The organism is Gemmatimonadota bacterium (assembly GCA_040388625.1).
Classification (GTDB): domain Bacteria; phylum Gemmatimonadota; class Gemmatimonadetes; order Gemmatimonadales; family Gemmatimonadaceae; genus Fen-1247.
Window position 1 is genome coordinate 453,685 of the sequence record JAZKBK010000001.1, and the last position, 23,070, is coordinate 476,754.

24 protein-coding genes are annotated in these 23,070 nt (G+C 63.2%); 21 read left to right on the forward strand and 3 right to left on the reverse strand.

Annotated elements, in window-relative coordinates; translation table 11 throughout:
* Nucleotides 1-1,344 carry a replication-associated recombination protein A gene (locus V4529_02065; GenBank protein MES2357106.1) on the forward strand — a complete coding sequence of 448 codons (1,344 nt, stop codon included), beginning with the start codon at nucleotides 1-3 and terminating at the stop codon, nucleotides 1,342-1,344.
* Here the strand turns inward: V4529_02065 and wecB are convergent.
* A complete protein-coding gene (wecB, locus tag V4529_02070) occupies nucleotides 1,329-2,453 on the reverse strand; it encodes a UDP-N-acetylglucosamine 2-epimerase (non-hydrolyzing) (protein MES2357107.1) in 1,125 nt (374 codons plus the stop codon). The genes V4529_02065 and wecB overlap by 16 nt on opposite strands.
* Before the next feature lie 90 nt (nucleotides 2,454-2,543).
* On the opposite strand from wecB, the gene V4529_02075 reads away from it, so the two are divergent.
* From V4529_02075 to V4529_02120, 10 genes are all read left to right on the forward strand, one after another.
* Nucleotides 2,544-3,008, forward strand: coding sequence for an LEA type 2 family protein (locus tag V4529_02075; GenBank protein ID MES2357108.1), 465 nt, complete (start codon nucleotides 2,544-2,546; stop codon nucleotides 3,006-3,008).
* A 3-nt stretch (nucleotides 3,009-3,011) separates the two neighbouring features.
* The gene (hflX, locus tag V4529_02080; GenBank protein MES2357109.1) at nucleotides 3,012-4,301 is read left to right on the forward strand and encodes a GTPase HflX; all 1,290 of its coding nucleotides are present in this window, start codon (nucleotides 3,012-3,014) and stop codon (nucleotides 4,299-4,301) included.
* Nucleotides 4,302-4,446: 145 nt separating this feature from the next.
* Nucleotides 4,447-6,030 (forward strand): M28 family peptidase, encoded by a 1,584-nt coding sequence (locus tag V4529_02085; protein MES2357110.1) that lies wholly within the window; start codon nucleotides 4,447-4,449, stop codon nucleotides 6,028-6,030.
* A 121-nt stretch (nucleotides 6,031-6,151) separates the two neighbouring features.
* On the forward strand, nucleotides 6,152-6,931 hold the full coding sequence (locus V4529_02090) for a matrixin family metalloprotease (GenBank protein ID MES2357111.1): 780 nt from the start codon (nucleotides 6,152-6,154) through the stop codon (nucleotides 6,929-6,931).
* Nucleotides 6,932-7,155: 224 nt separating this feature from the next.
* The gene (locus V4529_02095; GenBank protein ID MES2357112.1) at nucleotides 7,156-7,965 is read left to right on the forward strand and encodes a PPK2 family polyphosphate kinase; all 810 of its coding nucleotides are present in this window, start codon (nucleotides 7,156-7,158) and stop codon (nucleotides 7,963-7,965) included.
* Nucleotides 7,962-8,885, forward strand: coding sequence for an NAD(P)-dependent oxidoreductase (locus V4529_02100; protein MES2357113.1), 924 nt, complete (start codon nucleotides 7,962-7,964; stop codon nucleotides 8,883-8,885). Before V4529_02095 ends, V4529_02100 begins: the two co-directional genes overlap by 4 nt.
* A gap of 25 nt (nucleotides 8,886-8,910) precedes the next feature.
* The gene (gene pyrR, locus V4529_02105; GenBank protein MES2357114.1) at nucleotides 8,911-9,459 is read left to right on the forward strand and encodes a bifunctional pyr operon transcriptional regulator/uracil phosphoribosyltransferase PyrR; all 549 of its coding nucleotides are present in this window, start codon (nucleotides 8,911-8,913) and stop codon (nucleotides 9,457-9,459) included.
* Nucleotides 9,456-10,427 (forward strand): aspartate carbamoyltransferase catalytic subunit, encoded by a 972-nt coding sequence (locus tag V4529_02110; protein ID MES2357115.1) that lies wholly within the window; start codon nucleotides 9,456-9,458, stop codon nucleotides 10,425-10,427. Before pyrR ends, V4529_02110 begins: the two co-directional genes overlap by 4 nt.
* Entirely contained in the window at nucleotides 10,424-11,710 is a 1,287-nt protein-coding gene (locus V4529_02115) for a dihydroorotase (protein ID MES2357116.1), read from the forward strand. The genes V4529_02110 and V4529_02115 overlap by 4 nt, the downstream gene beginning before the upstream one ends.
* A 14-nt stretch (nucleotides 11,711-11,724) precedes the next feature.
* Nucleotides 11,725-12,669 (forward strand): hypothetical protein, encoded by a 945-nt coding sequence (locus V4529_02120; protein ID MES2357117.1) that lies wholly within the window; start codon nucleotides 11,725-11,727, stop codon nucleotides 12,667-12,669.
* Nucleotides 12,670-12,744: 75 nt separating this feature from the next.
* Here the strand turns inward: V4529_02120 and V4529_02125 are convergent, their stop codons facing one another.
* Nucleotides 12,745-13,527 (reverse strand): class I SAM-dependent methyltransferase, encoded by a 783-nt coding sequence (locus V4529_02125; protein MES2357118.1) that lies wholly within the window; start codon nucleotides 13,525-13,527, stop codon nucleotides 12,745-12,747.
* Nucleotides 13,528-13,622: 95 nt separating this feature from the next.
* Nucleotides 13,623-13,871: a 30S ribosomal protein S20 gene (gene rpsT, locus V4529_02130; protein ID MES2357119.1), complete on the reverse strand. Its 249-nt coding sequence runs from the start codon at nucleotides 13,869-13,871 to the stop codon at nucleotides 13,623-13,625.
* Between the two features lie 87 nt (nucleotides 13,872-13,958).
* Between rpsT and V4529_02135 the strand changes: the two genes are divergently transcribed.
* Genes V4529_02135 through V4529_02180 form a run of 10 tightly spaced genes read left to right on the forward strand, consistent with a single transcriptional unit; the run spans nucleotide 13,959 to nucleotide 23,015 of the window.
* On the forward strand, nucleotides 13,959-14,642 hold the full coding sequence (locus V4529_02135) for a site-2 protease family protein (protein MES2357120.1): 684 nt from the start codon (nucleotides 13,959-13,961) through the stop codon (nucleotides 14,640-14,642).
* Nucleotides 14,642-15,409 carry a segregation/condensation protein A gene (locus V4529_02140; GenBank protein ID MES2357121.1) on the forward strand — a complete coding sequence of 256 codons (768 nt, stop codon included), beginning with the start codon at nucleotides 14,642-14,644 and terminating at the stop codon, nucleotides 15,407-15,409. The genes V4529_02135 and V4529_02140 overlap by 1 nt, the downstream gene beginning before the upstream one ends.
* On the forward strand, nucleotides 15,393-15,938 hold the full coding sequence (gene scpB / locus V4529_02145) for an SMC-Scp complex subunit ScpB (protein ID MES2357122.1): 546 nt from the start codon (nucleotides 15,393-15,395) through the stop codon (nucleotides 15,936-15,938). The genes V4529_02140 and scpB overlap by 17 nt, the downstream gene beginning before the upstream one ends.
* Nucleotides 15,938-16,702 (forward strand): pseudouridine synthase, encoded by a 765-nt coding sequence (locus V4529_02150; protein MES2357123.1) that lies wholly within the window; start codon nucleotides 15,938-15,940, stop codon nucleotides 16,700-16,702. The genes scpB and V4529_02150 overlap by 1 nt, the downstream gene beginning before the upstream one ends.
* Complete coding sequence (locus V4529_02155; protein MES2357124.1) at nucleotides 16,665-17,618, forward strand: MoxR family ATPase; 954 nt, start codon at nucleotides 16,665-16,667, stop codon at nucleotides 17,616-17,618. Before V4529_02150 ends, V4529_02155 begins: the two co-directional genes overlap by 38 nt.
* 4 nt (nucleotides 17,619-17,622) lie before the next feature.
* Nucleotides 17,623-18,570, forward strand: a complete 948-nt coding sequence (locus tag V4529_02160) for a DUF58 domain-containing protein (protein MES2357125.1) — start codon at nucleotides 17,623-17,625, stop codon at nucleotides 18,568-18,570.
* Nucleotides 18,567-19,490: a hypothetical protein gene (locus V4529_02165; GenBank protein MES2357126.1), complete on the forward strand. Its 924-nt coding sequence runs from the start codon at nucleotides 18,567-18,569 to the stop codon at nucleotides 19,488-19,490. Before V4529_02160 ends, V4529_02165 begins: the two co-directional genes overlap by 4 nt.
* The gene (locus V4529_02170; protein MES2357127.1) at nucleotides 19,490-20,479 is read left to right on the forward strand and encodes a VWA domain-containing protein; all 990 of its coding nucleotides are present in this window, start codon (nucleotides 19,490-19,492) and stop codon (nucleotides 20,477-20,479) included. Before V4529_02165 ends, V4529_02170 begins: the two co-directional genes overlap by 1 nt.
* Nucleotides 20,476-22,035 carry a VWA domain-containing protein gene (locus V4529_02175; GenBank protein MES2357128.1) on the forward strand — a complete coding sequence of 520 codons (1,560 nt, stop codon included), beginning with the start codon at nucleotides 20,476-20,478 and terminating at the stop codon, nucleotides 22,033-22,035. Before V4529_02170 ends, V4529_02175 begins: the two co-directional genes overlap by 4 nt.
* Complete coding sequence (locus V4529_02180) at nucleotides 22,032-23,015, forward strand: BatD family protein (protein MES2357129.1); 984 nt, start codon at nucleotides 22,032-22,034, stop codon at nucleotides 23,013-23,015. Before V4529_02175 ends, V4529_02180 begins: the two co-directional genes overlap by 4 nt.
* Nucleotides 23,016-23,070: the final 55 nt, after the last annotated feature.

The window sequence follows — 23,070 nt, forward strand, 5'->3', positions numbered from 1 at the left end:
ATGCCCAAGCCTCATCGCCGGAAATCCGAGCCGTCGCTGTTCGCGCCTCCGTCGTCCGCGCAACCGCTCGCGGCGCGCATGCGGCCGCGGAGTCTCGACGAATTCGTCGGACAGGAGCATCTGCTCGCTGCCGGCAAGGCGCTGCGTACGGCGATCGAGCGTGGCACCATCGGCTCGATGATCTTCTGGGGCCCGCCCGGAACCGGCAAGACGACGCTCGGCCGTCTCATCGCCCAGTACACGGATTCCGAGTTCGTCCCGTTCTCCGCGGTGACCGAAGGTGTGCCGCGAGTGCGTGAAATCGTTGCAGAGGCCGAGGAGCGCCTGGAGCGGGGACGCGCGACCATTCTGTTCGTGGACGAGATTCATCGTTTCAATCGCGCGCAGCAGGATGCGTTCCTGCCGCATGTGGAGCAGGGTACCATCACGTTGATAGGCGCGACGACCGAGAATCCGTCGTTCGAGGTGAACGGCGCTTTGCTGTCACGAATGCGCGTCTTCGTTCTGGAGTCGCTCACTGAAGGCGACCTCGTCGCGGTCATCGATCGCGCGCTTCACGACGCGGAGCGCGGACTCGGTACGCGAAACATTTCGATTGCGGACGACGCGCGCTCGGTGCTCGCGCGTGAGAGCGACGGCGATGCACGTCGCGCGCTCACCGCACTGGAGGCGTCCGCCACTGACGTGGGGGACGGAGGCGTAATCACGGTCGACACCGTGCGCGACGCGCTGCAGAAACGGTTCGCGCTGCACGACAAGAGCGGCGAGGCGCACTTCAATCTGTTGTCCGCGCTGCACAAGAGTCTTCGCGGAAGCGATCCCAACGCAGCGCTGTACTGGGCCGCACGAATGATCGAAGGCGGCGAGGACCCGATGACGATCTTCCGCCGCTCGATCGCGATGGCTGCGGAAGACATCGGCGTCGCGGATCCGCAGGCTCTGCAACTCGCGGTGGCCGCACGCAACGCGTACCATGTTTTGGGGCCCCCGGAGGGCTACCTTCCGTTGGCCGAGATGCTGGTCTATCTCGCAACCGCCCCCAAATCGAATTCGGCCTACCGCGCGCTCAGCGCAGCGCTGGAAGCCGCTCGCGAAACGCCCGGTGAAGGTCCGCCGATGAACATCCGCAACGCGCCGACAAAGCTCATGAAGGAGCTAGGTTATCACGCAGGCTACAAGTACGCGCACGACAGTGACGATGCGTACATCCCGCAGGAATACCTTCCGGAGAAATTGCGTGGATCAGTCTTCTATCAACCCGGCCCGTTCGGATTCGAGCGCGACATAGCGAAACGTCTCGCCTGGTGGGACGAGTTGAAGAAGAAGGCTCAGGACGGCGAGTAGTGCTTGGTCGGGCGTTTTTCTTCCAACGCCTTGACGATCCGCTCAGCTGCGTGGCCGTCCCAACCCGCGGGGCGCGGTGGTGTCGCCTGTGCAACTGCCGCAAGTGAGTCGGCGTATGCACCCAGTATCCCGCGTGGGGTTAGCGGCCACGGTGCCATGTGGTTGGTACCGTGCGTGATCGTGACGGGCCGCTCGGTCTGTTCGCGCAACGTCACGCACGGAACTCCGAGCGCGGTCGTTTCTTCCTGGATGCCTCCTGAATCGGTGAGCACGCACTGAGCTCCATCGGTCAGGGCGAGCATCTGAGTGTATCCAAGCGGCTCCAGCACTGTGAGCGGCGTCAGCTTGGCACCGAGATGGAAGCGTTCGATGTTCTTGACCGTGCGCGGATGCAGCGGCAGGACCACGGGCAGCGATTCCGCCACGAGCGCAAGACCCTCGAGCACAGCCGCGAGCGCCGTTGGCTCATCTACGTTGGACGGACGATGCAGCGTCGCGGCGACATAATGCCGGCGGCGAAGACCGAGCCGCTCCAGTGTATTCGTCGCACGCGCGACAGGAAGCTGCAACATCAGCGTGTCGATCATCACGTTGCCGACGAAGCGGATGTGGGTCTCAGGAATCCCTTCGGCGATGAGATTCGCCGCGGCATCTTCCGATGGCGTGAGCAGCAAGTCAGCAAGCCGGTCCGTCACCACGCGATTGATTTCTTCCGGCATGCGCCAGTCGTGGCTGCGCAACCCGGCCTCGACGTGCGCGATGTGCGCGTGGGTCTCGGTGCGCACCTTGGATGCGACGAGTGTCGCCGCCATCGTGGAGTTCACGTCACCCACCACGACGACCCACTGCGGGTGTACCTTCATCAGAACCGGCTCGAACGCCTCCATGATCCTGGCGGTCTGCACCGCGTGACTTGCCGTGCCGACGCCGAGATGGAAGTCGGGCGCCTTTATCCCAAGCTCCGTGAAGAAGGTGTCGGACATCGCGGCGTCGTAGTGCTGGCCCGTGTGGACCAGGATCGACTCGTGGCCAGCCGCTTCGAGTGCGCGCAGAATTGGGGCAACCTTCATGAAGTTGGGGCGGGCGCCCGCAACTACGAGAACTTTCATGTGATCAGTTGGCATTATGAGGGGTAAAGCTAGACATCCATGAGGCATTGTCCAACCGGCGGCACTTTCCGTGCAGGAGATAATCGGACCATGAAGAAAACATTTGTGATATCGGCTATAGCGGCGCTTGCCGGATGCGCCACGCTGGGAGTTGGCGGGTTCAAGCAACCCATCGTCAACTTCAACGACCTACAGGTAGAAGGTGTCGGCACCAAGGGAGGAACGGTTGACGTGGTGCTCAGCGTCTACAACCCCAACGGGTACCGGCTGGACGCCACTCAGCTCACCTACAAGCTGCTTGTCGATACGAGTGCCGTGGGCGACGGGGTTTACAACACCAAGTTCACGGTTCAGAGCGGCGATTCCGCGATCGTTCGGCTCCCCGTCCATCTCAGCTACGCCGGCCTGGCTGCCGCAGCGAAGCAGTTGCAGGAGAACGGATCTGTCAACTATCGAGTGATGGGCGACGTGACTGTCGCAACGCCAGTCGGTAACTTCACGAAGCCCTACGACCGGACGGGCCGGTTCTCAACCTTGTCGGGGATAAAGCACTAGAGATTGCCAAAAGAACTGATTGATCTGATCGCCCCGGTCGAGCGTGCGCTCCTGATAGGAGCGCCGCGCAAGGGGCGCAGCGCCAAACACCGGACTGCCGAGCACCTCGAGGAACTGGCGCGTCTCGCGGATACCGCAGGCGCCGAAGTCGTTGGCGAAGTCGTGCAGCAGATCGATCGCCCGAATCCCGCGACATACCTGGGCAAGGGAAAGGTCGAGGAGTTGACGCAGACGATCGCGGACAAGGACGCGACGCTGCTCCTGTTCGACGACGAGCTGAGTCCGTCGCAGGGAAAGAACATCGAGGATATCACGGGCAAACGCGTGATGGACCGCGCCGAGCTGATCCTGGACATTTTCGCGACGCGCGCGCGCAGCGCCGAGGCAAAGATGCAGGTGGAGCTGGCGCAGCTACAGTACATGTTGCCGCGGCTCACACGCATGTGGGCCCACCTCGAGAAATTCCGGGGCGGCATCGGTGTCCGCGGTCCTGGTGAAACGCAGCTGGAGACAGACCGTCGGCTCATCAACCATCGCATCAAGGTCCTTACCCAACGGTTGACGGAAGTTCAGAAGTCGCGCGAGGTGCAGCGTGGCTCGCGCCGAGGCGAATTCCAGGCGAGTCTCGTTGGCTATACCAACGCCGGCAAGTCGTCGATCCTGCGCGCGCTCGCGAGCGACAACAGCATCTTTGTCGAGAACCGGTTGTTCGCGACGCTCGATCCGCTGACTCGTGAGGTCGAGCTTGCTGACGGCGAGGAGATATTGCTTACCGACACGGTCGGATTCGTGCGCAAGCTGCCGCACCAACTGGTCGCGAGCTTTCGTGCGACGCTCGAAGAGGTACTCGAGGCGGACGTGCTGCTGCACGTGATCGACATTTCCGATCCGTTGTGGGAAGAGCACCGCGCCGTGGTCGTCGAGGTGTTGTCCGAGCTTGGCGCGAATCACAAGCCGCTGATCAACGTCTTCAACAAGTCCGACCTGCTTCCACCACTCGTTCTCGAGGCCCTGCGCGAGCGCATTGCCAACCTCATTCCGGACGCGGTATTCGCGAGTGCAGCAACCGAGGGCGGTCTGGATGCGCTCAAGCGTGCTCTGCTGCGACGCCTCCGCGCCGAGCGGCGAGTCGTCGAGCTGCGAGTGCCGTTATCCGATGGCCGCCTGCTCGCCGAGCTGCACCGCAATGGCGACGTGCTGGCGCAGCGGACCGACGGTGATGAGATGATCGTCTCCGTCCGGCTCACACCGGAAGCCCTGGGGCGACTGGGCGATCGCGCCGTCGCAGTGTGACGGCGCGGTAGCCTCCGCGCGCGTCCATCCGGCGGCATAGCCGCTGGACTGAGTGCCCCCGTATTCGCGCAGCTGAGAACGGCGTCGCCGGTAAAGCCGTATAATATCGTCCAACATTTGTACGGTTTCTCTTTCCAGCACAGGCATGACACGGGGACGTTATTCTCTCTCGCTGATCGCAGCCGCGGCGGCGCTGTCGTTCGGTACTCGACAGCTCGACGCACAGCAGAGTCCAGCCACGCCGGCAGAAGCGGCATGGTGGCACCACATAACCGTGATCGCCGCCGACAGCATGCATGGGCGTCGGACCGGAACCGCCGACTATGTGAAGGCCGCGCACTACGTCGCGGATCAGTTTGCGTCGATGGGTCTGGAGCCCGGCGGCACGGACGGATTCTTTCAGACGGTACATCTCTCGGAAGCCCGCATCGTGTCGGAAGGTTCGAGCATCGTGCTGCAAACCGCGAGCAGCACCGACACGCTCCCTCTGAACGTTCAGCTCAAGCCATCGACAGTGTCGGAAGCTGCCGGACCGATGGTCTTCGTGGGTTATGGACTCAATCTGCCCGGCGCACACGACGATCTCGCCGGCGTCGATCTGCACGGCAAGGTCGCCGTATATCTCAACAGGATGCCTCCGGGCCTGGGCGCAACGATGTTCGCGCACGGCCGCGCCTCGCGATGGAGAGAGCTGCAGCGCCTCGGCGCAGTCGCTGGAGTCGCAATCGCGGATGCGCCGCCAGCCGGCCGCGCTCGCCCGGCGCGTCCCGCTGGCCGCCCGGTGACCGGGCTCGCCGAAGATCCGGCGGAACATGGTATTCTGGTGAACGTAGCGGCGGATGACGCCGAGCGAATATTCGCCGGGTCAGGTCACACGTATGCCGAGATGGTCGCGCTCGCCGACGCGAACAGGCCGCTTCCGACGATTCAGCTTCGACCGAGCTTCCACGCCAGACTGCAGATCGAGCGGACTCCCGTCGACGCGCCCAACGTCGTCGGAATCCTGCGAGGGAGCGATCCCAAGCTGCGCGACCAGTATCTGGTGGTCAGCGCGCACCTGGATCACCTGGGAATCGGCCGGCCTGTGAATGGCGACAGCATCTACAACGGCGCGATAGACAACGCGTCAGGCATTGCGACTCTGCTCGAGACCGCGCGAGGATTTCACGACGGGAAGATGCGCGGGCGCCGCTCGGTCATCTTCCTCGCTGTAACCGGCGAGGAAGAAGGCGAGCTCGGCTCCGCGTATTTCGCTCTGCATCCGACAGTGCCTCAGGACCAACTCGTTGCAGATCTGAATACGGACATGTACTTCCCGATCATTCCGTTCACCGGACTCTTCTCGTACGGCTGGGATGAATCCGACCTCGGCAATGACATCATGCCGGTATTGAAGGCACACGGCATTGCCAACCTGGAAGATCCCGAGCCGGAACAGGTTCGATTCATTAGAAGCGACCAGTACAGCTTCATCCAGCGCGGAATTCCATCGCTGGCATTCAAGGTGGGCTACACCACGGGCTCGCCCGAGATGAAAGTCGTGACGGATTGGGTGGCCAATCGCTATCACAAGCCGTCCGACGATCTCGCGCAACCAGTCGATTTTAAAACTGCCGTTTCGTTCGACTCGCTTTACTTCGACATCGTGCGCGCGGTAGCGGATCGCGAGACGCGGCCCGAGTGGTACAAGCAGAGCGTGTTCGCCTCGATTCCACGGGCAGGACCGTAGGCCGCGGGGACGCCGGAACGATAAGTACGCGTTCCATTTCAAATCGCAGCCGACCACATCGTTACCGACAACAGCCACACAGGAACCGTTACCACGATATGACTCTGCTCGTCGAGTATCGATGGGTGTAGCACGAGCTCTTGCCTTGATTGCGGGATTCCAGACAGCGCTGATCAGCTGTGCTGGAAGTGCAATCTCACCGCGCGATGCAGTGGTCGTCGCCGTCTCGAGCCAGTCGGGCGGGCGCGTCGCGCTGCGTACCGACTCCGTGGCTTGCGGCTCGGGCGCGGCAGCTTCCGATAGCGCCGCACTGCGCGCTGTCCTGCATGCGGTCGCGAGAAATGAGCGACGGCAATTCGCTCCGCGCTGGCGTGAAGACCCGGGCCAGGCGGTAACCGTCAGAATCGATGCGCCGACGTCGCTGGCAGGATGGAATCCCGCCTTTCGAACCGAAGTTGCCGCAGCACTTCAGGCCTGGGCGATCGCAGGCTCGCCGGTCAGGTTCGCGCTCGTCGATGGGAATGCCGACGCCAACGTGCGCATTCACTGGATCGACAGGTTCGACGCGCACTACGAGGGCTGGACCACGGTCTCGTGGGATGACCGGGGCCGGCTCATCAGTGGCGACGTAACCCTGGCCCTTCACAGTCCGCAAGGACAGCTGCTGACGCCCGACGAGCGCGCTCAGGTTGCAATGCACGAGGTCGGGCACGTCCTTGGACTCAGCCACAGCAGCAGCCCAGGCTCGATAATGTCTCCGACGGTCCGCGTGAAGACCATCGGAGCTGTGGACATCGAGGCGCTTCAGTCGCTGTACACAACGCCCGACGGGTCGTCGGTTGGGCAGAACATGGCGCAGGGCGGCGCTTCGCCCGACCGGTGTCCGGAACCCAAGCCATAGCGCACCAGTCTCGAAACCTGTCCAGCGCCACCGGACGGCTCGCGTCTGCGTGTCGGCTCAATCCTGTAACATATTGTGAGAACGGATGTTACGGCCGATGAGTTCATGTGATATGGGAGGTACGTGCGAGGCATGGCTCGGCGTCGGACGGCGCCGATATTCGCCGAAATAATCGCGCGCTTTTTATACTCAGTTTTTTCGGTCTTCGTGTCGTAACTTACGGGATGCAACTCGAGCCAGTCGATCCTGAGCTTCCCATCAGCATTCGGGATGAAGATGCCGTCTCCGATGACGTACCGAACGCTCGCAAGATCAAGAAGAAGACTGCGAAACGCCTCGCAAAGCTGACCGCACTTCAGGCAAAGTTGTATGGCGACGGGAGGTACGCCGTGCTCGTCGTGCTCCAGGGACGGGACGCGTCGGGCAAGGACGGGACGATTCGGACAGTGTTCGGTGCGTGCAATCCGCAGGGCTGCGACGTTACGAGCTTCAAGGAGCCCACGCCGCTCGAGCGTAGGCACGACTTCCTCTGGCGCGTGCACAACGTCGTCCCGCCCCGTGGGATGGTCGGGATCTTCAACCGGTCGCACTACGAGGACGTGCTTGCCGCACGAGTCCACGGCATCGTCGGAAAGCCGATCTGGATGTCGCGCTACGACCAGATCAACGACTTCGAGCGCATGCTGATCCAGAACAACGTGATCGTCCTCAAGTTCTTCCTGCACGTATCACGGGCAGAGCAGCGGCGCCGACTGCTGAAACGTGTCGAGCAGGAAGACAAGAACTGGAAGTTTCGCGAAGGCGATCTGGACGACCGGCGGCTCTGGGATTCCTACACTGACGCCTATCACGACATGTTGCGTCGCACGTCGACGAAGGAAGCGCCGTGGTACCTGGTTCCCTCCGACGACAACAAGGTTCGCAATTACTTTATAACGGGAATCATGGTGCGCGCGCTCAGGAAGCTGAAGCTCCGTTATCCCAATGCAGATCCGAATGTTCTTCTCAGAGCGGAGCAGATTCTGACGGTATGACAGCAACAAGATCCCCCCAGCGTCCCAGGGCGGCCTTCATCGGCCTGGGCGCAATCGGCGCCCCGATCGCCCATCACGTCGCTCAAAGCACCACATTGGCAGTCTGGAACCGTACCCGCTCAGTCGCTGCGGAGTTTGCTTCCGAGACTGGCGCCAGCGACGCCGAATCGCCGGGCAGCGCTGCGGCAGGCGTGGATTTCCTGCTCACGTGCCTACCCACATCTGCGCAGGTCGAGGAAGTGCTGTTCGGGGTCAATGGAGCGGCGCCGAGTCTCAACTCGGGCGCGATGGTGATCGATTGCACTTCCGGCGATCCTGCCACGTCGCGGAAGATCGCCGCTCGTCTCGCACGCAGCGGCGTCGGGTTCATCGATGCCCCCGTGAGCGGTGGCGTTTCCGGTGCGATGGCCGGCCAGCTGACAGTGATGGTCGGCGGCGATGCGGGCGCGCTGGAGCGCGCTCGGCCGATTCTCGAGACATTCGCCGCCAAGATCGTCCACTGCGGCGCCATTGGCGCTGGTGACGCCGTGAAGGCGGTGAACAATGCGCTGCTGGCGGTGCATGTCTGGTCGACCGCCGAGGGACTTTCCGCTCTCTCCAAGCTCGGCGTGGATCCGGCCGTGGCGCTCGACGTGATCAATTCATCCAGTGGGCGCTCGAATACTTCGATCAATCTCTTCCCGGAGCGCGTGCTCAACCGGAGCTTCCCGCGCACGTTCAGGCTGGCACTACTCGACAAGGATGTCCGGATCGCTGCTGGCATCGCCCGAGATACAGGGACGCCGGCGCCGCTCCTGGATGAGACGTCGCGATTGTTCGCCGAGGCACATCAGGAACTGGGCGAGGACGCCGATCACATCGAGGCGGTGAAGGTGGTGGAGCGGCGGGCCGGAACCACGATCGGCGGCCGAATCCAGTAGCCTGCATGGGCTATATTTGAGCCGGATGACAGAGCACACTGAAACCATTCTGGATGCAAGCGCGGTGGAGCGAACGCTCCGCCGTATGGCTGGTGAGATAGTCGAAGCGAATGGCGGAACTGACAACCTCGTAATCGTCGGGATCCAGCGACGGGGAGTTCAGCTTGCCGATCGCATAGTTGCACTCATCAACGCGAGCGACGGTGTCGCAGTCCCGCGCGGGGCCCTCGACATCACCCTGTATCGTGACGATCTGCAGACAATAGGTCCGAGACCGGTGGTGGGGGCGACCGAGCTTCCGGGCTCGATCGACGGTTGCAACGTCGTCATCGTCGACGACGTCCTGTTCACGGGGCGAACGATCCGGGCTGCGCTGGACGAGCTGGCGGATTTTGGTCGTCCTGCCCGCATCGAACTGGCCGTGCTGATCGATCGCGGTGGCCGCGAGCTACCGATCCAGCCGGACATCGTCGGCAAAAAGGTGGCCGTGCGAGCCGGCGATCGGGTGGACGTCCAGGTGCACGAGATCGATGGTCAGTCGGCCGTGGTCCTCGTGTCCAAGCGATTCGAATGACAGCAGCGGCGCCGCTCGGAAAGGATTTGTTGGGGCTGGAGCCCCTAAGCGGGGAACAGATCAGTCTCATTCTCGACACAGCAGAGCCGTTCAAGGAAATCAGCGAGCGCGCAATCAAGAAAGTTCCGACGCTACGCGGCTCGACGGTGGTGAATCTCTTCTTCGAGAACTCCACACGGACGCGGATCTCGTTCGAGTTCGCCGAGAAGCGGTTGTCCGCGGATACCGTGAACGTTTCGTCCAGCGGGTCCAGCGTATCGAAGGGCGAGACGCTCGTGGATACGGCACGTAATCTCGAAGCGATGCGGATCGACATGGTGGTGATCCGCCACGGCTCATCCGGCGCGGCGAAGTTTCTCGCCGGCCGCATCGAATCCAACGTCATCAACGCGGGCGATGGCATGCACGAGCATCCGACGCAAGGACTGCTCGACCTGCTCACGCTTCGCGATCACTTCAAGCGAATCGAGGGACTGCGCGTCTGCATCTGCGGAGACGTGCTGCACTCGCGCGTCGCGCGCTCCAACATCTGGGGGTTGCGCAAGCTGGGTGCGGAGGTCGCGGTATGCGGTCCGCGCTCGCTCATGCCCAACGCAATCGACGAGATGGGTGTGACGGTGTTCTCGCGCATCGAAGAGGCGATCGAGTGGGCCGACGCGCTCAACATCCTCCGGCTGCAGCTCGAGCGCATGACCGCGGGCTACATACCTTCGTTGCGCGAATACAATCGTGTTTTCGGCGTGACGCGCGAGCGGCTCGAGCGCGCGCCACGCGATGTGCTAATCCTTCATCCGGGACCGATGAATCGCGGTGTAGAGATCGATTCCGACGTGGCCGACGGGCCCCATAGTGTGATACTCCCACAGGTGACGAACGGTGTCGCGGTGCGGATGGCGGTGTTGTATCTCCTGTCGGGCGGACGCCCCGAGCTGGCAGAGTCCGCCAAGGCCGGGAAGGGAGCACCATGACGCGCCCGGTACTTCTCACGGGTGGGCGCGTTCTCGATCCATCGCAGCAGATGGATGGCGTCGCTGACGTGCTGCTCGTCGATGGCGCCGTTGCAGCAATCGGTCGTGACATCGGGCGACCGGACGACGCGCAAACAGTCGATTGCGCAGGATTGATCGTGTCGCCGGGATTCATCGACGTGCACTGTCATCTGCGCGAGCCTGGACGCGCCGACGTTGAAACGATCGCGAGCGGCGCACGTGCGGCGGCCGCAGGAGGCTTCACCGCCGTCTGCGCGATGCCCAATACGGATCCAGTCATCGACAACCCGGCGGCGGTCGGCTTCGTCGTGCGACAGGGTCTGCGCGCGGGTGCTGCCCGGGTGTATCCCATCGGTGCCATCTCCGTAGGCCAGCGCGGTGAGGCGCTCGCGGAGTTCGGCGAGATGGTGGACGCCGGCGCAATCGGCGTGAGCGACGATGGCAAGCCGGTGGTGTCCGCGCAGCTCATGCGCACGGCGCTCGAATACGCGCGCACGTTCCAGATTCCGGTGATCGATCACTGTGAGGAACCGACGCTTGCCGCCGGCGGCGCAATGAACGAGGGCATCGTCTCCGCCCGGCTCGGCCTCAAGGGAATCCCGGACGAGGCCGAGGAGATCATGGCGATCCGCGACATACTGCTGGCGCGCCTCACTCGGGGCCACGTGCATCTTGCGCACATGAGCACAAAGGGCTCGGTCGAGCTGATTCGCTGGGGCAAGGATCGCGGCATCAACGTTACGGCCGAGGTCTGCCCGCATCATCTCTCGCTCACGGAGGAGGCGGTCGAGGGCTACGATACGAACGCCAAGATGAATCCGCCGCTCCGCACCGCGGAGGACGTCGAGACGCTGCGCCAGGCGGTGCGCGATGGAACGATCGATCTGGTCGCCACGGATCACGCGCCGCACCATTATGACGAGAAGGAGCGCGAGTTCCAGAATGCTCCGAACGGAATTGTCGGACTGGAGACGGCGCTTTCCGTCGTGGTCGACAGCCTCGTCGTGCCGGGCCACATCGATTTCGGAACGCTGGTGGACCGCATGTCCTGCAGTCCGGCTCGACTGTTCGGGCTCCCCGGAGGTACTTTAAGGGTTGGATCGCCGGCCGACGTCACCGTTTTCGATCCGGCTCGTCGCTGGACTGTGGATCCAGATCTGTTTCTGTCCAAGGGGCGCAACACACCGTATGCTGGAATGACGCTGACCGGCCGAACGATTTGCACCGTCGTCGCGGGTCAGGTCGTCTACACTCTGAACTAGCAGAGGAAAGGGGAATGACAGCGACCGATACCGAAGCGATGTCGGCTCTGCACGAGTTGTTGGACGAGCGGCAGCGCTACCAGGGCTGGCTCGCCACACTCGAAGGCCGTCGCGGCTCGACTCCGCCGCACGTGTACGAGCGCGTGCAGCGCGATTACGCCGGGCGTCTCGACCGCGTAATGCAGACGCTCGCCGAGCGCGCGGGACAGTTGACGGGCACCATCGAGGCGATGAAGTCGGATCTTGCAGCTCTCCGCGATCACGAGTCCGATCGCACCGACGAGCGGAACGAGGCGGAGCTTCGCGCGGCCGTTGGCGAGTTTACGCCGGACGAATGGGAGCGCCGCAGGGTCGAAGTCGACAGCGAGATCGAGCGCATCGCCGCGGAGCGGAGATCGGTCGAAGACGAGCTGCAGGAATTGCAGCGGATAGTCGCGCTTACGGCATCGGTCCAACCCGCAGCAACGACATCCGAGCCGGCGGTGGAGCGGCCGCGCGAATCGCGGTCTGGCGACGGCGCGCAGCAAGCAGCGCAGCGTGACGCGTCTTCGCACCCGTCCGCGCAAGGAACTCCACAGGCGGCGCCGTCGATCGACGAGTTCGTGGCGGAGTGGCGTCCGTCGCAGGCGCATCCGCAACACCAGGGAAATTCGTCGCGCGAGCAGCACGATAACATCCCCGACACGAAAGATCTGGAAGATCTTGTCATCCCGGCAGCGCCGATGGGAGGGAATCCGGTTGGCGCAGCCGGCGCGGATTACGGAATCGCCAACGGTGTGACCGGTGTAGCGGCGGCGGCAGCATCCGGGCCCTCGCAAGCACGCACGCCGCCGCCGATCCCCGCGCAGTCCGCTGACAGGGATACCGACAAGACTCTGAAGTGTCCTGAATGCGGCGCGATGAACTACGCAACCGAGTGGTACTGCGAGCGCTGCGGCGGCGAGCTGTCGACGTTCTAGGGGCGCAGGAGGACGCTGCTGCGCGACGAGCTGCGTAACCGCGACAGTACGCGTGACGGTGGTCAACGCGCGGCGTTACACGATGTGACCGAAGTAGATGTCCGTGTCGTACTGGATCGCGACTGAGCCGTCTTCCGCGTATTCATCGAAGATTCTTCTCAGCTCGCGCAGCATCGGCAGATAGCCTGGATGGCTCGCCGTAGGCGTGTAGGAGGAGGAGAGCAACCGGCCGCGCAAGCCTTCGAAGTCGAAGCGTTGCTCGTTGTAAAGCTTGCGATGCTGAAATGCGCTGCCACGCTCTCCGCCAAACAGTACGCGCAATCGCGCAGCGTCGAGGTGCTGGTGCCGAACCTGCTGGTAGTCGGTACCGTAGCGCTCGAGCATCGCATCGTAATCCCGAAGAAGGGGAGTGCTGTCGAGCTGTCGCGCATTCCACAGCAGGACCACCCACCCGTCGGGACGAAGAATGCGCGTGAATTCCGTTCTCGCCAGCTGTGGATCGAACCAGTGGAACGCCTGGCCGGCGGTTACATAATCGACAGACGCGGCGGGAAGCGTCGTGGCTTCGGCGCGGGCGGCCACGCTGTGAAAGCGCGGATACGCGGCCAGTAATCGCTCGGCAGCCTCGCGCATCCCGGTGTTGGGCTCGACGCCGAACACGGTGTTGCCATTGCGAAGGAATAGCTCCGATGAGATGCCGGTGCCCGATCCCACGTCGGCAATGTCGGCATGCGCGGAAAGGCCCGTTTCGTGAGCCAGGACGTCGATTACCTCGGCGGGGTAGCCGGGGCGGTAACGGACATAATCGTCCACGCGATCAGAGAAACGACGCGTGGAATCTGATGGGGTATCGTGCATCGCCAACTCCGGCGGGATGGAACCGTTCAACGAACGGGGTCGACCCCATTCCGATGCGACGTCACGACGCCAGGCGCGGACATGTCCGCGCCGTGTTACGCGGCTGCTTTCTTCGCGGCCTTGGCCATGCGGCTCTTGCGGCGCGCAGCGGCGTTCTTGTGGACGAGGCCCTTGCGCGCTGCACGATCGAGCAGCGTAACGGCTTCGGCCATGGCTTCGGATGAAGCGTTTTCGGCTCTCGCCTTCTTGAGGGCGGTACGGAGCGTCGAGCGCTGCGCGCGGTTACGGACCTGCGCGGCACGGGACTTCCGCATATTCTTCTTCGCGGACGCGATATTCGGCATGACGGGGCTGGTTAACTCGATGAAGCGAAAGCGTTTCCGATTCGCGACTAGCCTCGTAAATTAGGTCATCCCCATAACCGAGTCAAGTTGGATAGCGTCACTCAGCTTCTACTAATAGGTCCAGTCCTGCTCTTCTCCATGGTCGCCCATGAGTACGCTCATGGGTGGGTAGCCATGAAGAACGGCGACCCCACCGCGTACCAGCTAGGCAGGCTCACATGGAACCCGATCAAGCACATCGATCCGTTCATGACGATCCTGCTGCCGGTCTTCCTGGCCATTTCGCACGCCCCCATCCTTGGCGGGGCAAAACCGATCCCGGTCAATCCGCGAAATTACCGTAACTTCAAGCAGGGCGACATCATGGTGTCGCTGGCAGGTGTCACCACAAATGTGATCCTTGCCTTCGTTTTCACTGCTGTGGTTCCGCTGCTGTATTTCCCGGGTCGGGCCTTTCCGAACGCCGAGAACGGGTTCGCGATCCTGCAGCGCATGTTCATCTACGGAATCGAGATCAATCTCATTCTTGCTGCGTTCAACCTGCTTCCCATCCCGCCGCTGGACGGTTCGCACGTGTTCAAATACGTGCTGCCGCCGGCGTGGGCGTTGTCCTATGAGCGCATCAGCCGGTTTGGTTTGCTGATCATCTACGCGTTGCTGTTCCTGGGCGGACCGCTCCTCACGTGGTGGCTCTTTCCCGCCGAGGCGATCACCAACTTCCTCGTCGGGACCGTCGGCGGGTTCATACTGCCGTGGCAGGGCGTGCTGTGATGACGGCTGTCGACGTTCGCGACGGCGAGCATTCGGCCGGTCAGCCGGAGGACGAGGAACAGCGCGGCTTCATCGTGGAGCTTCCGGAGTTTTCGGGGCCGCTGGATCTGTTGCTGTCGCTGATTCGCGACGAGCAGGTGGACATCTACGACATTCCGATCGCGCGGATAGCAGAGCAGTTTCTCGCGCGCATTCACGGGATGAGCATCGATGATGCGGCGGACTACCTCGAGATGGCCGCGCGTCTGCTTCGCATCAAGGCGCAGATGCTGCTGCCGCGCCCCGAAGGCCTGGAAGCGTGGGAAGATCCGCGCGCCGAGCTGGTGCGGCGCCTGCTCGAATACCAGCAGGTGCGCGAAGTGGTGGACGTGCTCGAGCGGCTCGGGGACGATCGTCGCAACCGATTCGCTCGCTCCTACGTTCAGCCGCAGGTCGAACAGATAGATCGTGATGACCGGCCGTTCGCGGCCACTCTCGCGGATCTGTTTGCAGCGGTGGATCGCGTGTTGCGTCAGGCAAAGCGGCCGCTGGTGCACGACGTGATTCCGCGCGCGCTCGACGTGGATGGCGCGATCAAGTCCATCAGGGCCGTGATGGCGCTGCGCGCGCGCGCCAAGTGGGGCGACATCGTGTCGCGCGACGCGGAACCGTGGCAGATACTATCCGTGCTGCTCGCGCTGCTGGAACTGGCGAAGAGTGGCGAGCTGCGCATCGTGCAGCCGAAACCGTTTGCATCGATGGAGTTGAGTGGTGACACCGTTAGCTAGACTGCTGGAGGCCGCGCTGTTTGCAAGCGCGCGTCCGATTCCATCCGATTCGCTCAACCAGCTTGATCCGGAATCCACGCCTGCCGCGGTCTCCTCGGCGCTGGATGAAATTCGCGAGCGCTACGACAACGAGGGTCACGGCGTCGAGCTCGTCGCGGTGAGCGATGGCTGGCAGATACTCACGCGTCCGGAATACACCGAGGCAATCGAGCGGGCACAGCTGGCCGCACGTCCTCAACGGTTGTCCGGTGCGGCGCTCGAGACGCTCGCGATAGTCGCGTACCGTCAGCCGATCGGCAGAATGGAGATCGAGGACATTCGCGGTGTGGGTGCCGGAGCAATTCTCAAGTCACTGCAGGAGCGAGGTCTCGTCGACGTGGTGGGTCGCGGCGAGGGGATGGGCCGTCCGTTGCTGTATGGCACGACTCCGTTGTTTCTCGAGCATTTCGCGTTGCGGCATCTGGGCGAGCTTCCTCGTGCCGATGAGTTGACGGTAGCGCTCCGTCCCGCTCTTTCTCAGGCGTCCTGATGGCGGAGGCGATGCGCCTTCAGCGCGCGCTCGCACGAGCGGGTATTGCATCACGACGAAAAGCTGAAGAGCTGATCGCGGCGGGCCGCGTAACGGTCAACGGGGCCGTCGCGACGCTTGGCCAGGTTGTGGATCCGGCCGGAGACAAGATTCTCGTCGATGGGCGCCGTGTCGGTGCTCCGCCGGCAACTGTATGGCTCCTGCTCAACAAGCCGGCCGGCGTGGTAACTACGGCCAGTGACCCCGCGGGAAGGAAAACTGTCTTCGAATTGGTGGCTGATCAGCCGGGACTGACGTACGTCGGCAGGTTGGACTATCTGACCGAAGGCGCCCTTCTGATGACGACGGATGGCGCGGCCGCTCACGCGCTGACGCATCCCAGCCGCGGAGTGGAACGAACTTACGTGGCAACGGTACGCGGAGACGCGGTATCGGCAGCACGCGCGGCGATGCGCGGTGTGGAGCTCGAGGATGGTGTCGCGTATCCGATCTCGGCTACGGCAAACCCCGTTCCGGGCCGCCGCCACTACGAGTTCGAGATCGTGCTAGCGGAGGGAAAGCATCACGAGGTGCGGCGACTGTGTGCTGCCCTTGGATTGGAAGTGGAACGACTGGTGCGTACGAAGTTCGGACCAGTTCGGCTCGGCGCACTACCAAGCGGTGCGAGCCGGCCGCTGAACAAGCGTGAATCCGATTTAATCAGCTCACTCGTCAAACAGCCACCACATGGAAGACACGGCACTCGTCAACGCGGTAATCAGTGAAGTAGGGAAGCGTGTTGTAGGCCAGAATTACATGGTGGAGCGCCTGCTCGTAGGATTGCTCACGGGCGGCCACGTGCTTCTCGAGGGTGTGCCTGGCCTGGCCAAGACGCTCACCGTGCGCACGCTGGCCGAAACAATCAGCACGTCGTTTCAGCGAATTCAGTTCACTCCCGATCTGCTGCCCGCAGATGTCATCGGCACGCAGGTGTACGATCAGTCGACGGGTCGCTTCTCCGTGAAGCAGGGACCGATCTTCGCCAATATCGTCCTGGCGGACGAAATCAATCGTGCGCCAGCGAAGGTGCAGGCCGCGTTGCTCGAAGCGATGCAGGAGAAGCAGGTGACGATCGGCGGCACGACGTACATGCTGCAGGAGCCGTTTCTCGTGCTGGCCACCCAGAATCCGATCGAGCAGGAAGGAACCTATCCGCTGCCCGAGGCCCAGATCGATCGCTTCATGCTCAAGCTCTACGTCGGCTATCCGACGCGCGACGAGGAGAAGGAAGTGCTGCGCCGCATGGCCGGCAAGGACGAGATACCTGTGAGGCAGGTCGCGACCCCCGAGGCGGTGCTCGCTGCACGCAAGCGCATCGGCGAGCTGTACATGGACGACAGGATCGTCGATTACATCGTCGACATCGTGGAAGCGACGCGCAATCCGAAGGGTGCGAATCTGCCGGACCTCGCTCCGCTGATCGAGTTTGGTGCAAGTCCGCGCGCAACGCTCGCACTCGCGCAGGGGTCGCGCGCAATTGCCTTCCTGCGCGATCGCGCGTACGTCACACCCGACGACGTCAAGGCGATCGCACCGGACGTCCTCAGGCACCGCGTGCTCATCACGTACGAGGCGGAGGCTGAGGATGTGACGAGCGACAACGTCGTGTCGCGCATTCTCGACACGATACCAACCCCGTAGCAGCGTGCTCAACTTCCTGAAGCGTCGCGCAGCGCCGAAGGAAGCGCCGGCCCAGCGGCCGGTGCGCATCTCGCCTGAGATCCTGAAGCAGGTGAAGCGCGTCGAGCTCAAGACGCGCGGACTTGTCGACGCACTGTTCTCGGGCGAGTATCGCTCCGTGTTCAAGGGGCAGGGCATGGAGTTCTCGGAAGTGCGCGAGTACATACCCGGCGACGAGGTGCGCACGATCGACTGGAACGTCACCGCGCGCATGAACAGGCCTTTTGTCAAGCGCTACATCGAGGAGCGCGAGCTGACCGTGGTGCTGGCGCTCGACATCTCCGGATCGGAGAGCTTCGGCACCGTATCGCGCTTCAAGAGCGACGTAATGACGGAGTTCGCGGCCGTCATAGCAATGGCAGCGGTACGCAACAACGATCGTGTGGGGCTGATCTTCTTCACGGATCGTGTGGAACACGTCGTACCGCCGCGCAAGGGCAAGCGTCACGTGCTGCGAATCGTGCGCGATCTGCTCGCGTTTGTGCCGAAGGGCAAGGCTACCGATCTCCGGCCCGCGCTGGAGTACATGCAGCGCACGCTGCGGCAGCACACTGTGATCTTTCTGGTCTCCGACTTTCAGGACGAAGGCTACGAGCACGCGCTCAAGGTGCTGGGTCGCCGGCATGACATAGTCGCCGTTACCCTGAATGATCCTGCCGAGCAGACACTTCCGAGTGTCGGGCTGGCGCGCATGCGCGATCCAGAGACGGGAGAATTCCTTGAGGTTGACACGAGCGACCGGCGCGTCCGCGCTGCGTATGCAGAGCACATTGCCGCCGAGCTGGCGGGGCGGCGTCGAGTGCTGCGCAGGTCGGGAGTGGACGAGATCGAGCTGACCACGGACGGATCTGTGATCGAGCCACTGCTCAAGTTCTTTCGCACGCGTGAGACGCGAGCGCGGTCGCATCGATGACGATGGTAGCATTGTTCCTGTGGTTGCTTCAGGCGACGACGCCGGCCAGTCAGCTGCAGGTCGGCACGGCGGTGCGGCCGGAAACGACGACTGTGGGACAGCACTTCGTCGCGACGATACGGGTGCGCGTTCCAAACGGCACGCAGGTGATCTTCCCAACGCGACCGGACAGCGGGGCGCACGTGGATTCGGCCGGCGCGACGACTCGTACGGAATCGACGACGGGCGGATTCACCGAAACCACGGTCAACTACGTGCTCGCCGCCTGGGACACCGGCGGCCAGTCGCTTGGACTCGACAGCATCGTCGTGATCGGTCCGGGCGGCCAGCGCACGGCCGCATTGAAGAACTTCGCCGTACGCGTTCGTTCGGTCCTGCCGGCGGATACGTCGCTCCGGAAACCAAAGCCCTACCGCGCGGTAATCGCCATCGAGCCCTTCAACTGGATTCCATGGGCGTTGGCGGCTGCAGCGATTGCTCTGGTCGCTCTCCTGATCTGGTTCTGGCGTCGCTGGCGTCGTCGCGTCGCTCGCGGACTGTCACCGCTCCAGGTTGCGGAGCGTGACTTCGCACGCATTGATTCGCAGCGACTTGTCGAGTCGGGCGAGTCGGAGCGGTACGCTGTCGAGATGACTCGCGTGATGAGGACGTATCTGGCGGCGACTGTTCCGTCGGCGGCGCAATCCGCAACGACTCACGAGCTCGCGGATTCACTGCAGCGCTCACCCGTCGTGCCGATACCGCTACTGCTCGACGTTCTCGACACGACCGACCTCATCAAGTTCGCGCGGGAGAGCTCGACCGCCGAGCGTGCACGGGAAATCGGCGTAGCGGCGCGGAGCATCGTCGCCGATGTGAATAACGCGATCGAGGCGGCCAACGCGGCAAGCGCCGCGACCGCAAAGGCGAAGGCAGCGTGATGCAGATACCACCAGTTCAGCTGGTCACGCCGCTCGCGCTGCTGCTGCTTCTTGCGCTCCCTGTCTGGTGGATCGTTCGCGCGCGCAAGCGTCCTCCCGCGATCACGTTCTCGCGTACTTCCACGCTCGCTCGCGGCCCGCATGTGGGGTCTGCAGTCGAGCGCACGCTGTTCATCCTCCGTAACATCGTCCTTGCGGCGCTCGTACTCGCGCTTGCTCGCCCGCGCGGGGTGGGTCATTCCGAGAATGTGACGAGCCAGGGAATCAACATTGTGCTGGTCATCGATCTTTCCAGCTCGATGCTCGCCGAGGATTTCCAGCCGTCGAACCGGATTGCTGTCGCGAAGGCGACGGTCAAGCGATTCATCGCGGGTCGCACCTCCGATCGTATCGGGCTCGTTGCCTTCGCAGCGGAGGCGCTCACTCAGGTCCCGCTCACAACCGATTATCCAGTGGTGATGCAGGCCGTGGATAATCTGCAGGCGGGACAGCTCGAAGATGGGACTGCGATCGGGACGGCGATCGCGACCGCTGCGAACAGATTGCGGAACGCGCCGGGAAAATCCCGCGTAATGATTCTCCTGACCGACGGTGTGAACAACCGTGGCGACATCGATCCGCTGACGGCTGCTCGCGCAGCTGCCGCATACGGCGTCAAGATCTACAGCATCGGGGTCGGCACCGAAGGGATGGCGCCGGTGCCAGTCGGTCGCGGACTGTACGGTCTGCGCTATGAGAATCAACCGGTCGAGATCGATGAGGCGTTGCTGACGCGCATCTCCAGCATGACGGGCGGACGCTACTTCCGCGCCGTCGATGCGACTGCGCTGCAGAACATCTATTCGCAGATCGACACGCTGGAGCGCACGCCGGTTCAATCCACCACTTACGTGCGCTACAGCGAGCTGTTTCGCTGGCCGCTCGGCCTCGCCGTGATTGCGTTGCTCATCGAGCTGGGCGTGGCGGCCGTGAAGGCGCCGCTGCCATGATTCGTTTTCTGGAGTGGCCCTGGGCCGTTGCATTCGCGGTGCTGTTGCCAGTCGCGGGCGTGATCGCATTGATCATTGGACGCCGCTCTCGCATCCGTCGTCTCGCGCTGTTGGGCACCCGAACGATGCTTGCGCGACTTGCGCCACTTGGCACGCGTCGCGGCCCGTGGCATAACGTGCGCATCGTCACTTCGCTCGTCCTGCTCGGCGCCGCAGTGTCGGGGCCGCGTTGGGGACAGGAGAGCTCGGTCGTCAGCCGCAGCGGTGCAGACGTCGTTCTCGCGCTCGACGCGTCGCTGTCGATGACCGCGACTGACGAGCGTCCGTCGCGCCTCGCGAAGATGAAGCAAGTCGTGCGTCAGCTTCGCGCGTTGTCGCCGGACGATCGATTCGCGATGCTTGCATTTGCCGGCAAATCGTACATCCTCACGCCTCTGACGACCGACGACGGTGCACTTGCGCTGTACCTGGACAACCTCGATCCCACGGTTGTGGGCGAAGCGGGCAGCTCGATGTCGAGTGCGCTGCGCCAGGCTACCGTTCTGCTCAGTCTGGGCAAGGGGAACGGTAACAAGGCCATAGTGTTGATGAGCGATGGCGAGGCGTTCGAGCCGCTGTCGGATGTTGCGGCGGCTGCGAAGCGCGCGAAGGATGCCGGTATCGAGGTCGTGACCGTTGGATTTGGCACGCCGCAGGGTTCGACCATACCCATTGTCGAGAACGGCGCCACAACGGTGAAGCGCGATGAGAACGGGCAGGTAGTGGTGACACAATATCATCCCGAATTTCTGCGTACCGCTGCTGATTCAGCCGATGGAGTGTTCGTGCCAGCCGAGGCCGCGAACAAGGCCGAGGCGGTGAGGTCGGCGATCCAGCGGCTCAAGACCGAGGCGCATGCAGTTCAGACGGGACGCGATCTCACACCACGTTTCCAGTGGTTCGTCGCACCAGCGTTGCTGCTCCTGTTGCTGGACGCATTGCTGGGGCTCCGATCGAGACGGCGTCTTGCCAGCGCGGCGATCATCGCTGCGGGAACGCTTGCGGCGTGTTCACCCAATTCCAGGACCGAGCTCCTGGCATACAATCGCGGTACCACGCTGCTTTCGCACGATTCGCTTGCTGCCGCCGTGCCAATTCTCGATTCTGTCGAGGCGCGACATGGCCCGATGGCCTTCAACGCGACGTTCAACGCTGGCTGGGCGTATCTTGTTACGGGAAGGAAGCTGCACGGCGACACGGCCGCTCAGCCACTGGACAGCGCTCTTGCGCATTACCGACGGGCGCTGACTCTGACGCCCGACGATCGCGATGCCAAATGGAACTACGAGCTCGCGCTCCGCGTTCACAAGGCGTCCGGCGGTGGGGGCGGCGGAGGAGGAGGGGGCGGAGGCGGAGGTGCGCAAGCGCCGCAACCGAAGCCAGCCGGAGGTGGTGCTCTGGGATCGCAGCAGGCCGACGCCGTTTTGAACAATGCCGCACGCGAGGAGCAGGACGTGCAGGGACGCAAACAGCAGAAGAACGTGCCGCAACCGCCGCCGCACGGGAAGGACTGGTGATCGTCGCACTGCTGCTCTTCGCACAGGTCGGCGTCGTTCAGTTCCAGACGCAGGTCTCGCCGGATACGGTGTACGCGGGACAGCAGGTGAACTACGACGCAGTCACGCTAGTGGACGACGTCGCGCGCCGGCGGCTGCGCGCCAACCCCGTCTTCACGCCAGCCGACGTCGCCGGTGTGACGATATATGACTTCCCGTTCGACACGAGCTCCATATCGACGGTTACGGTGGACGGCGCGCCGTACCGGCGTTACGCATATCACCGCGCGCTGTTCCCGCTCCTGCCCGGTACGTACACGGTGCCGGCCGCGACGCTGCAATACCGGCTTCCGGATGGAGACGACTACTTCAGTCCGCCGCGCACATATTCGACGATGTCGGCTCCGCAGTCGTTCACGGCCGTCGCATTGCCGACGTCAGGCAAGCCTGTTGGCTTCATAGGGGCGGTAGGAGAATTTCGGGACACGCTCCGCACGGACGGGTCCAGCTTGCGGGTCGGTGATCCCTTTACCGTGACGATGCGGTTATCGGGCGTCGGAAATCTGCGATTGCTTGCCCGTCCCGCGCTCGAAATCGACTGGGCAACCACGGTTCCCGGTGAGGAGCGTGTTTACTGGGATTCCGCCGGCACAGTGGTGCGCGGCGCGAAGGAGTTCGACTGGATCGTAACGCCGAAGATCCCCGGCGAGATGGTGTTGCCGGAGGTGCGGTATGATTTCTTCAATCCCACGTCGCGCCGCTACGAATTCGCAACGACGCCGTCGCTGCGCGTCATGGTCGCCGCCGCAACAGGTCCCGTGGCCGACACGACTACAGTTCCGCGGGACACGATCGGTGACACGCCATTTCCAGCCCTCGCAAGACTCGCGCGATCAAACGCGCTCGTGATCGCGATCGCCGCAACCGCCATTGCCGTGATTCTCTTTGGCATCCTGCTCCTGAGCCGGCGACGCCGCGGCGATCAGGACGACGAAGAGTGACGGAGCGCCGCAGCGCATCCGCTTGTAGTTACGTCGTGCCACTGCTACGATCCAA

Bases quoted from the DNA above. Each gene is read 5' to 3' on its own strand.
- V4529_02140 (MES2357121.1), top strand. From the start codon at position 14,642: ATGACGGCTGTCGACGTTCGCGACGGCGAGCATTCGGCCGGTCAGCCG.
- V4529_02085 (MES2357110.1), top strand. From the start codon at position 4,447: ATGACACGGGGACGTTATTCTCTCTCGCTGATCGCAGCCGCGGCGGCG.
- V4529_02175 (MES2357128.1), top strand. From the start codon at position 20,476: ATGATTCGTTTTCTGGAGTGGCCCTGGGCCGTTGCATTCGCGGTGCTG.
- V4529_02170 (MES2357127.1), top strand. From the start codon at position 19,490: ATGCAGATACCACCAGTTCAGCTGGTCACGCCGCTCGCGCTGCTGCTG.
- V4529_02100 (MES2357113.1), top strand. From the start codon at position 7,962: ATGACAGCAACAAGATCCCCCCAGCGTCCCAGGGCGGCCTTCATCGGC.
- pyrR (MES2357114.1), top strand. From the start codon at position 8,911: ATGACAGAGCACACTGAAACCATTCTGGATGCAAGCGCGGTGGAGCGA.
- V4529_02115 (MES2357116.1), top strand. From the start codon at position 10,424: ATGACGCGCCCGGTACTTCTCACGGGTGGGCGCGTTCTCGATCCATCG.
- rpsT (MES2357119.1), bottom strand. From the start codon at position 13,871: ATGCCGAATATCGCGTCCGCGAAGAAGAATATGCGGAAGTCCCGTGCC.
- V4529_02075 (MES2357108.1), top strand. From the start codon at position 2,544: ATGAAGAAAACATTTGTGATATCGGCTATAGCGGCGCTTGCCGGATGC.
- V4529_02065 (MES2357106.1), top strand. From the start codon at position 1: ATGCCCAAGCCTCATCGCCGGAAATCCGAGCCGTCGCTGTTCGCGCCT.
- V4529_02165 (MES2357126.1), top strand. From the start codon at position 18,567: ATGACGATGGTAGCATTGTTCCTGTGGTTGCTTCAGGCGACGACGCCG.
- V4529_02110 (MES2357115.1), top strand. From the start codon at position 9,456: ATGACAGCAGCGGCGCCGCTCGGAAAGGATTTGTTGGGGCTGGAGCCC.
- V4529_02155 (MES2357124.1), top strand. From the start codon at position 16,665: ATGGAAGACACGGCACTCGTCAACGCGGTAATCAGTGAAGTAGGGAAG.
- V4529_02090 (MES2357111.1), top strand. From the start codon at position 6,152: ATGGGTGTAGCACGAGCTCTTGCCTTGATTGCGGGATTCCAGACAGCG.
- V4529_02125 (MES2357118.1), bottom strand. From the start codon at position 13,527: ATGCACGATACCCCATCAGATTCCACGCGTCGTTTCTCTGATCGCGTG.
- wecB (MES2357107.1), bottom strand. From the start codon at position 2,453: ATGAAAGTTCTCGTAGTTGCGGGCGCCCGCCCCAACTTCATGAAGGTT.
- V4529_02150 (MES2357123.1), top strand. From the start codon at position 15,938: ATGGCGGAGGCGATGCGCCTTCAGCGCGCGCTCGCACGAGCGGGTATT.
- V4529_02120 (MES2357117.1), top strand. From the start codon at position 11,725: ATGACAGCGACCGATACCGAAGCGATGTCGGCTCTGCACGAGTTGTTG.
- V4529_02095 (MES2357112.1), top strand. From the start codon at position 7,156: ATGCAACTCGAGCCAGTCGATCCTGAGCTTCCCATCAGCATTCGGGAT.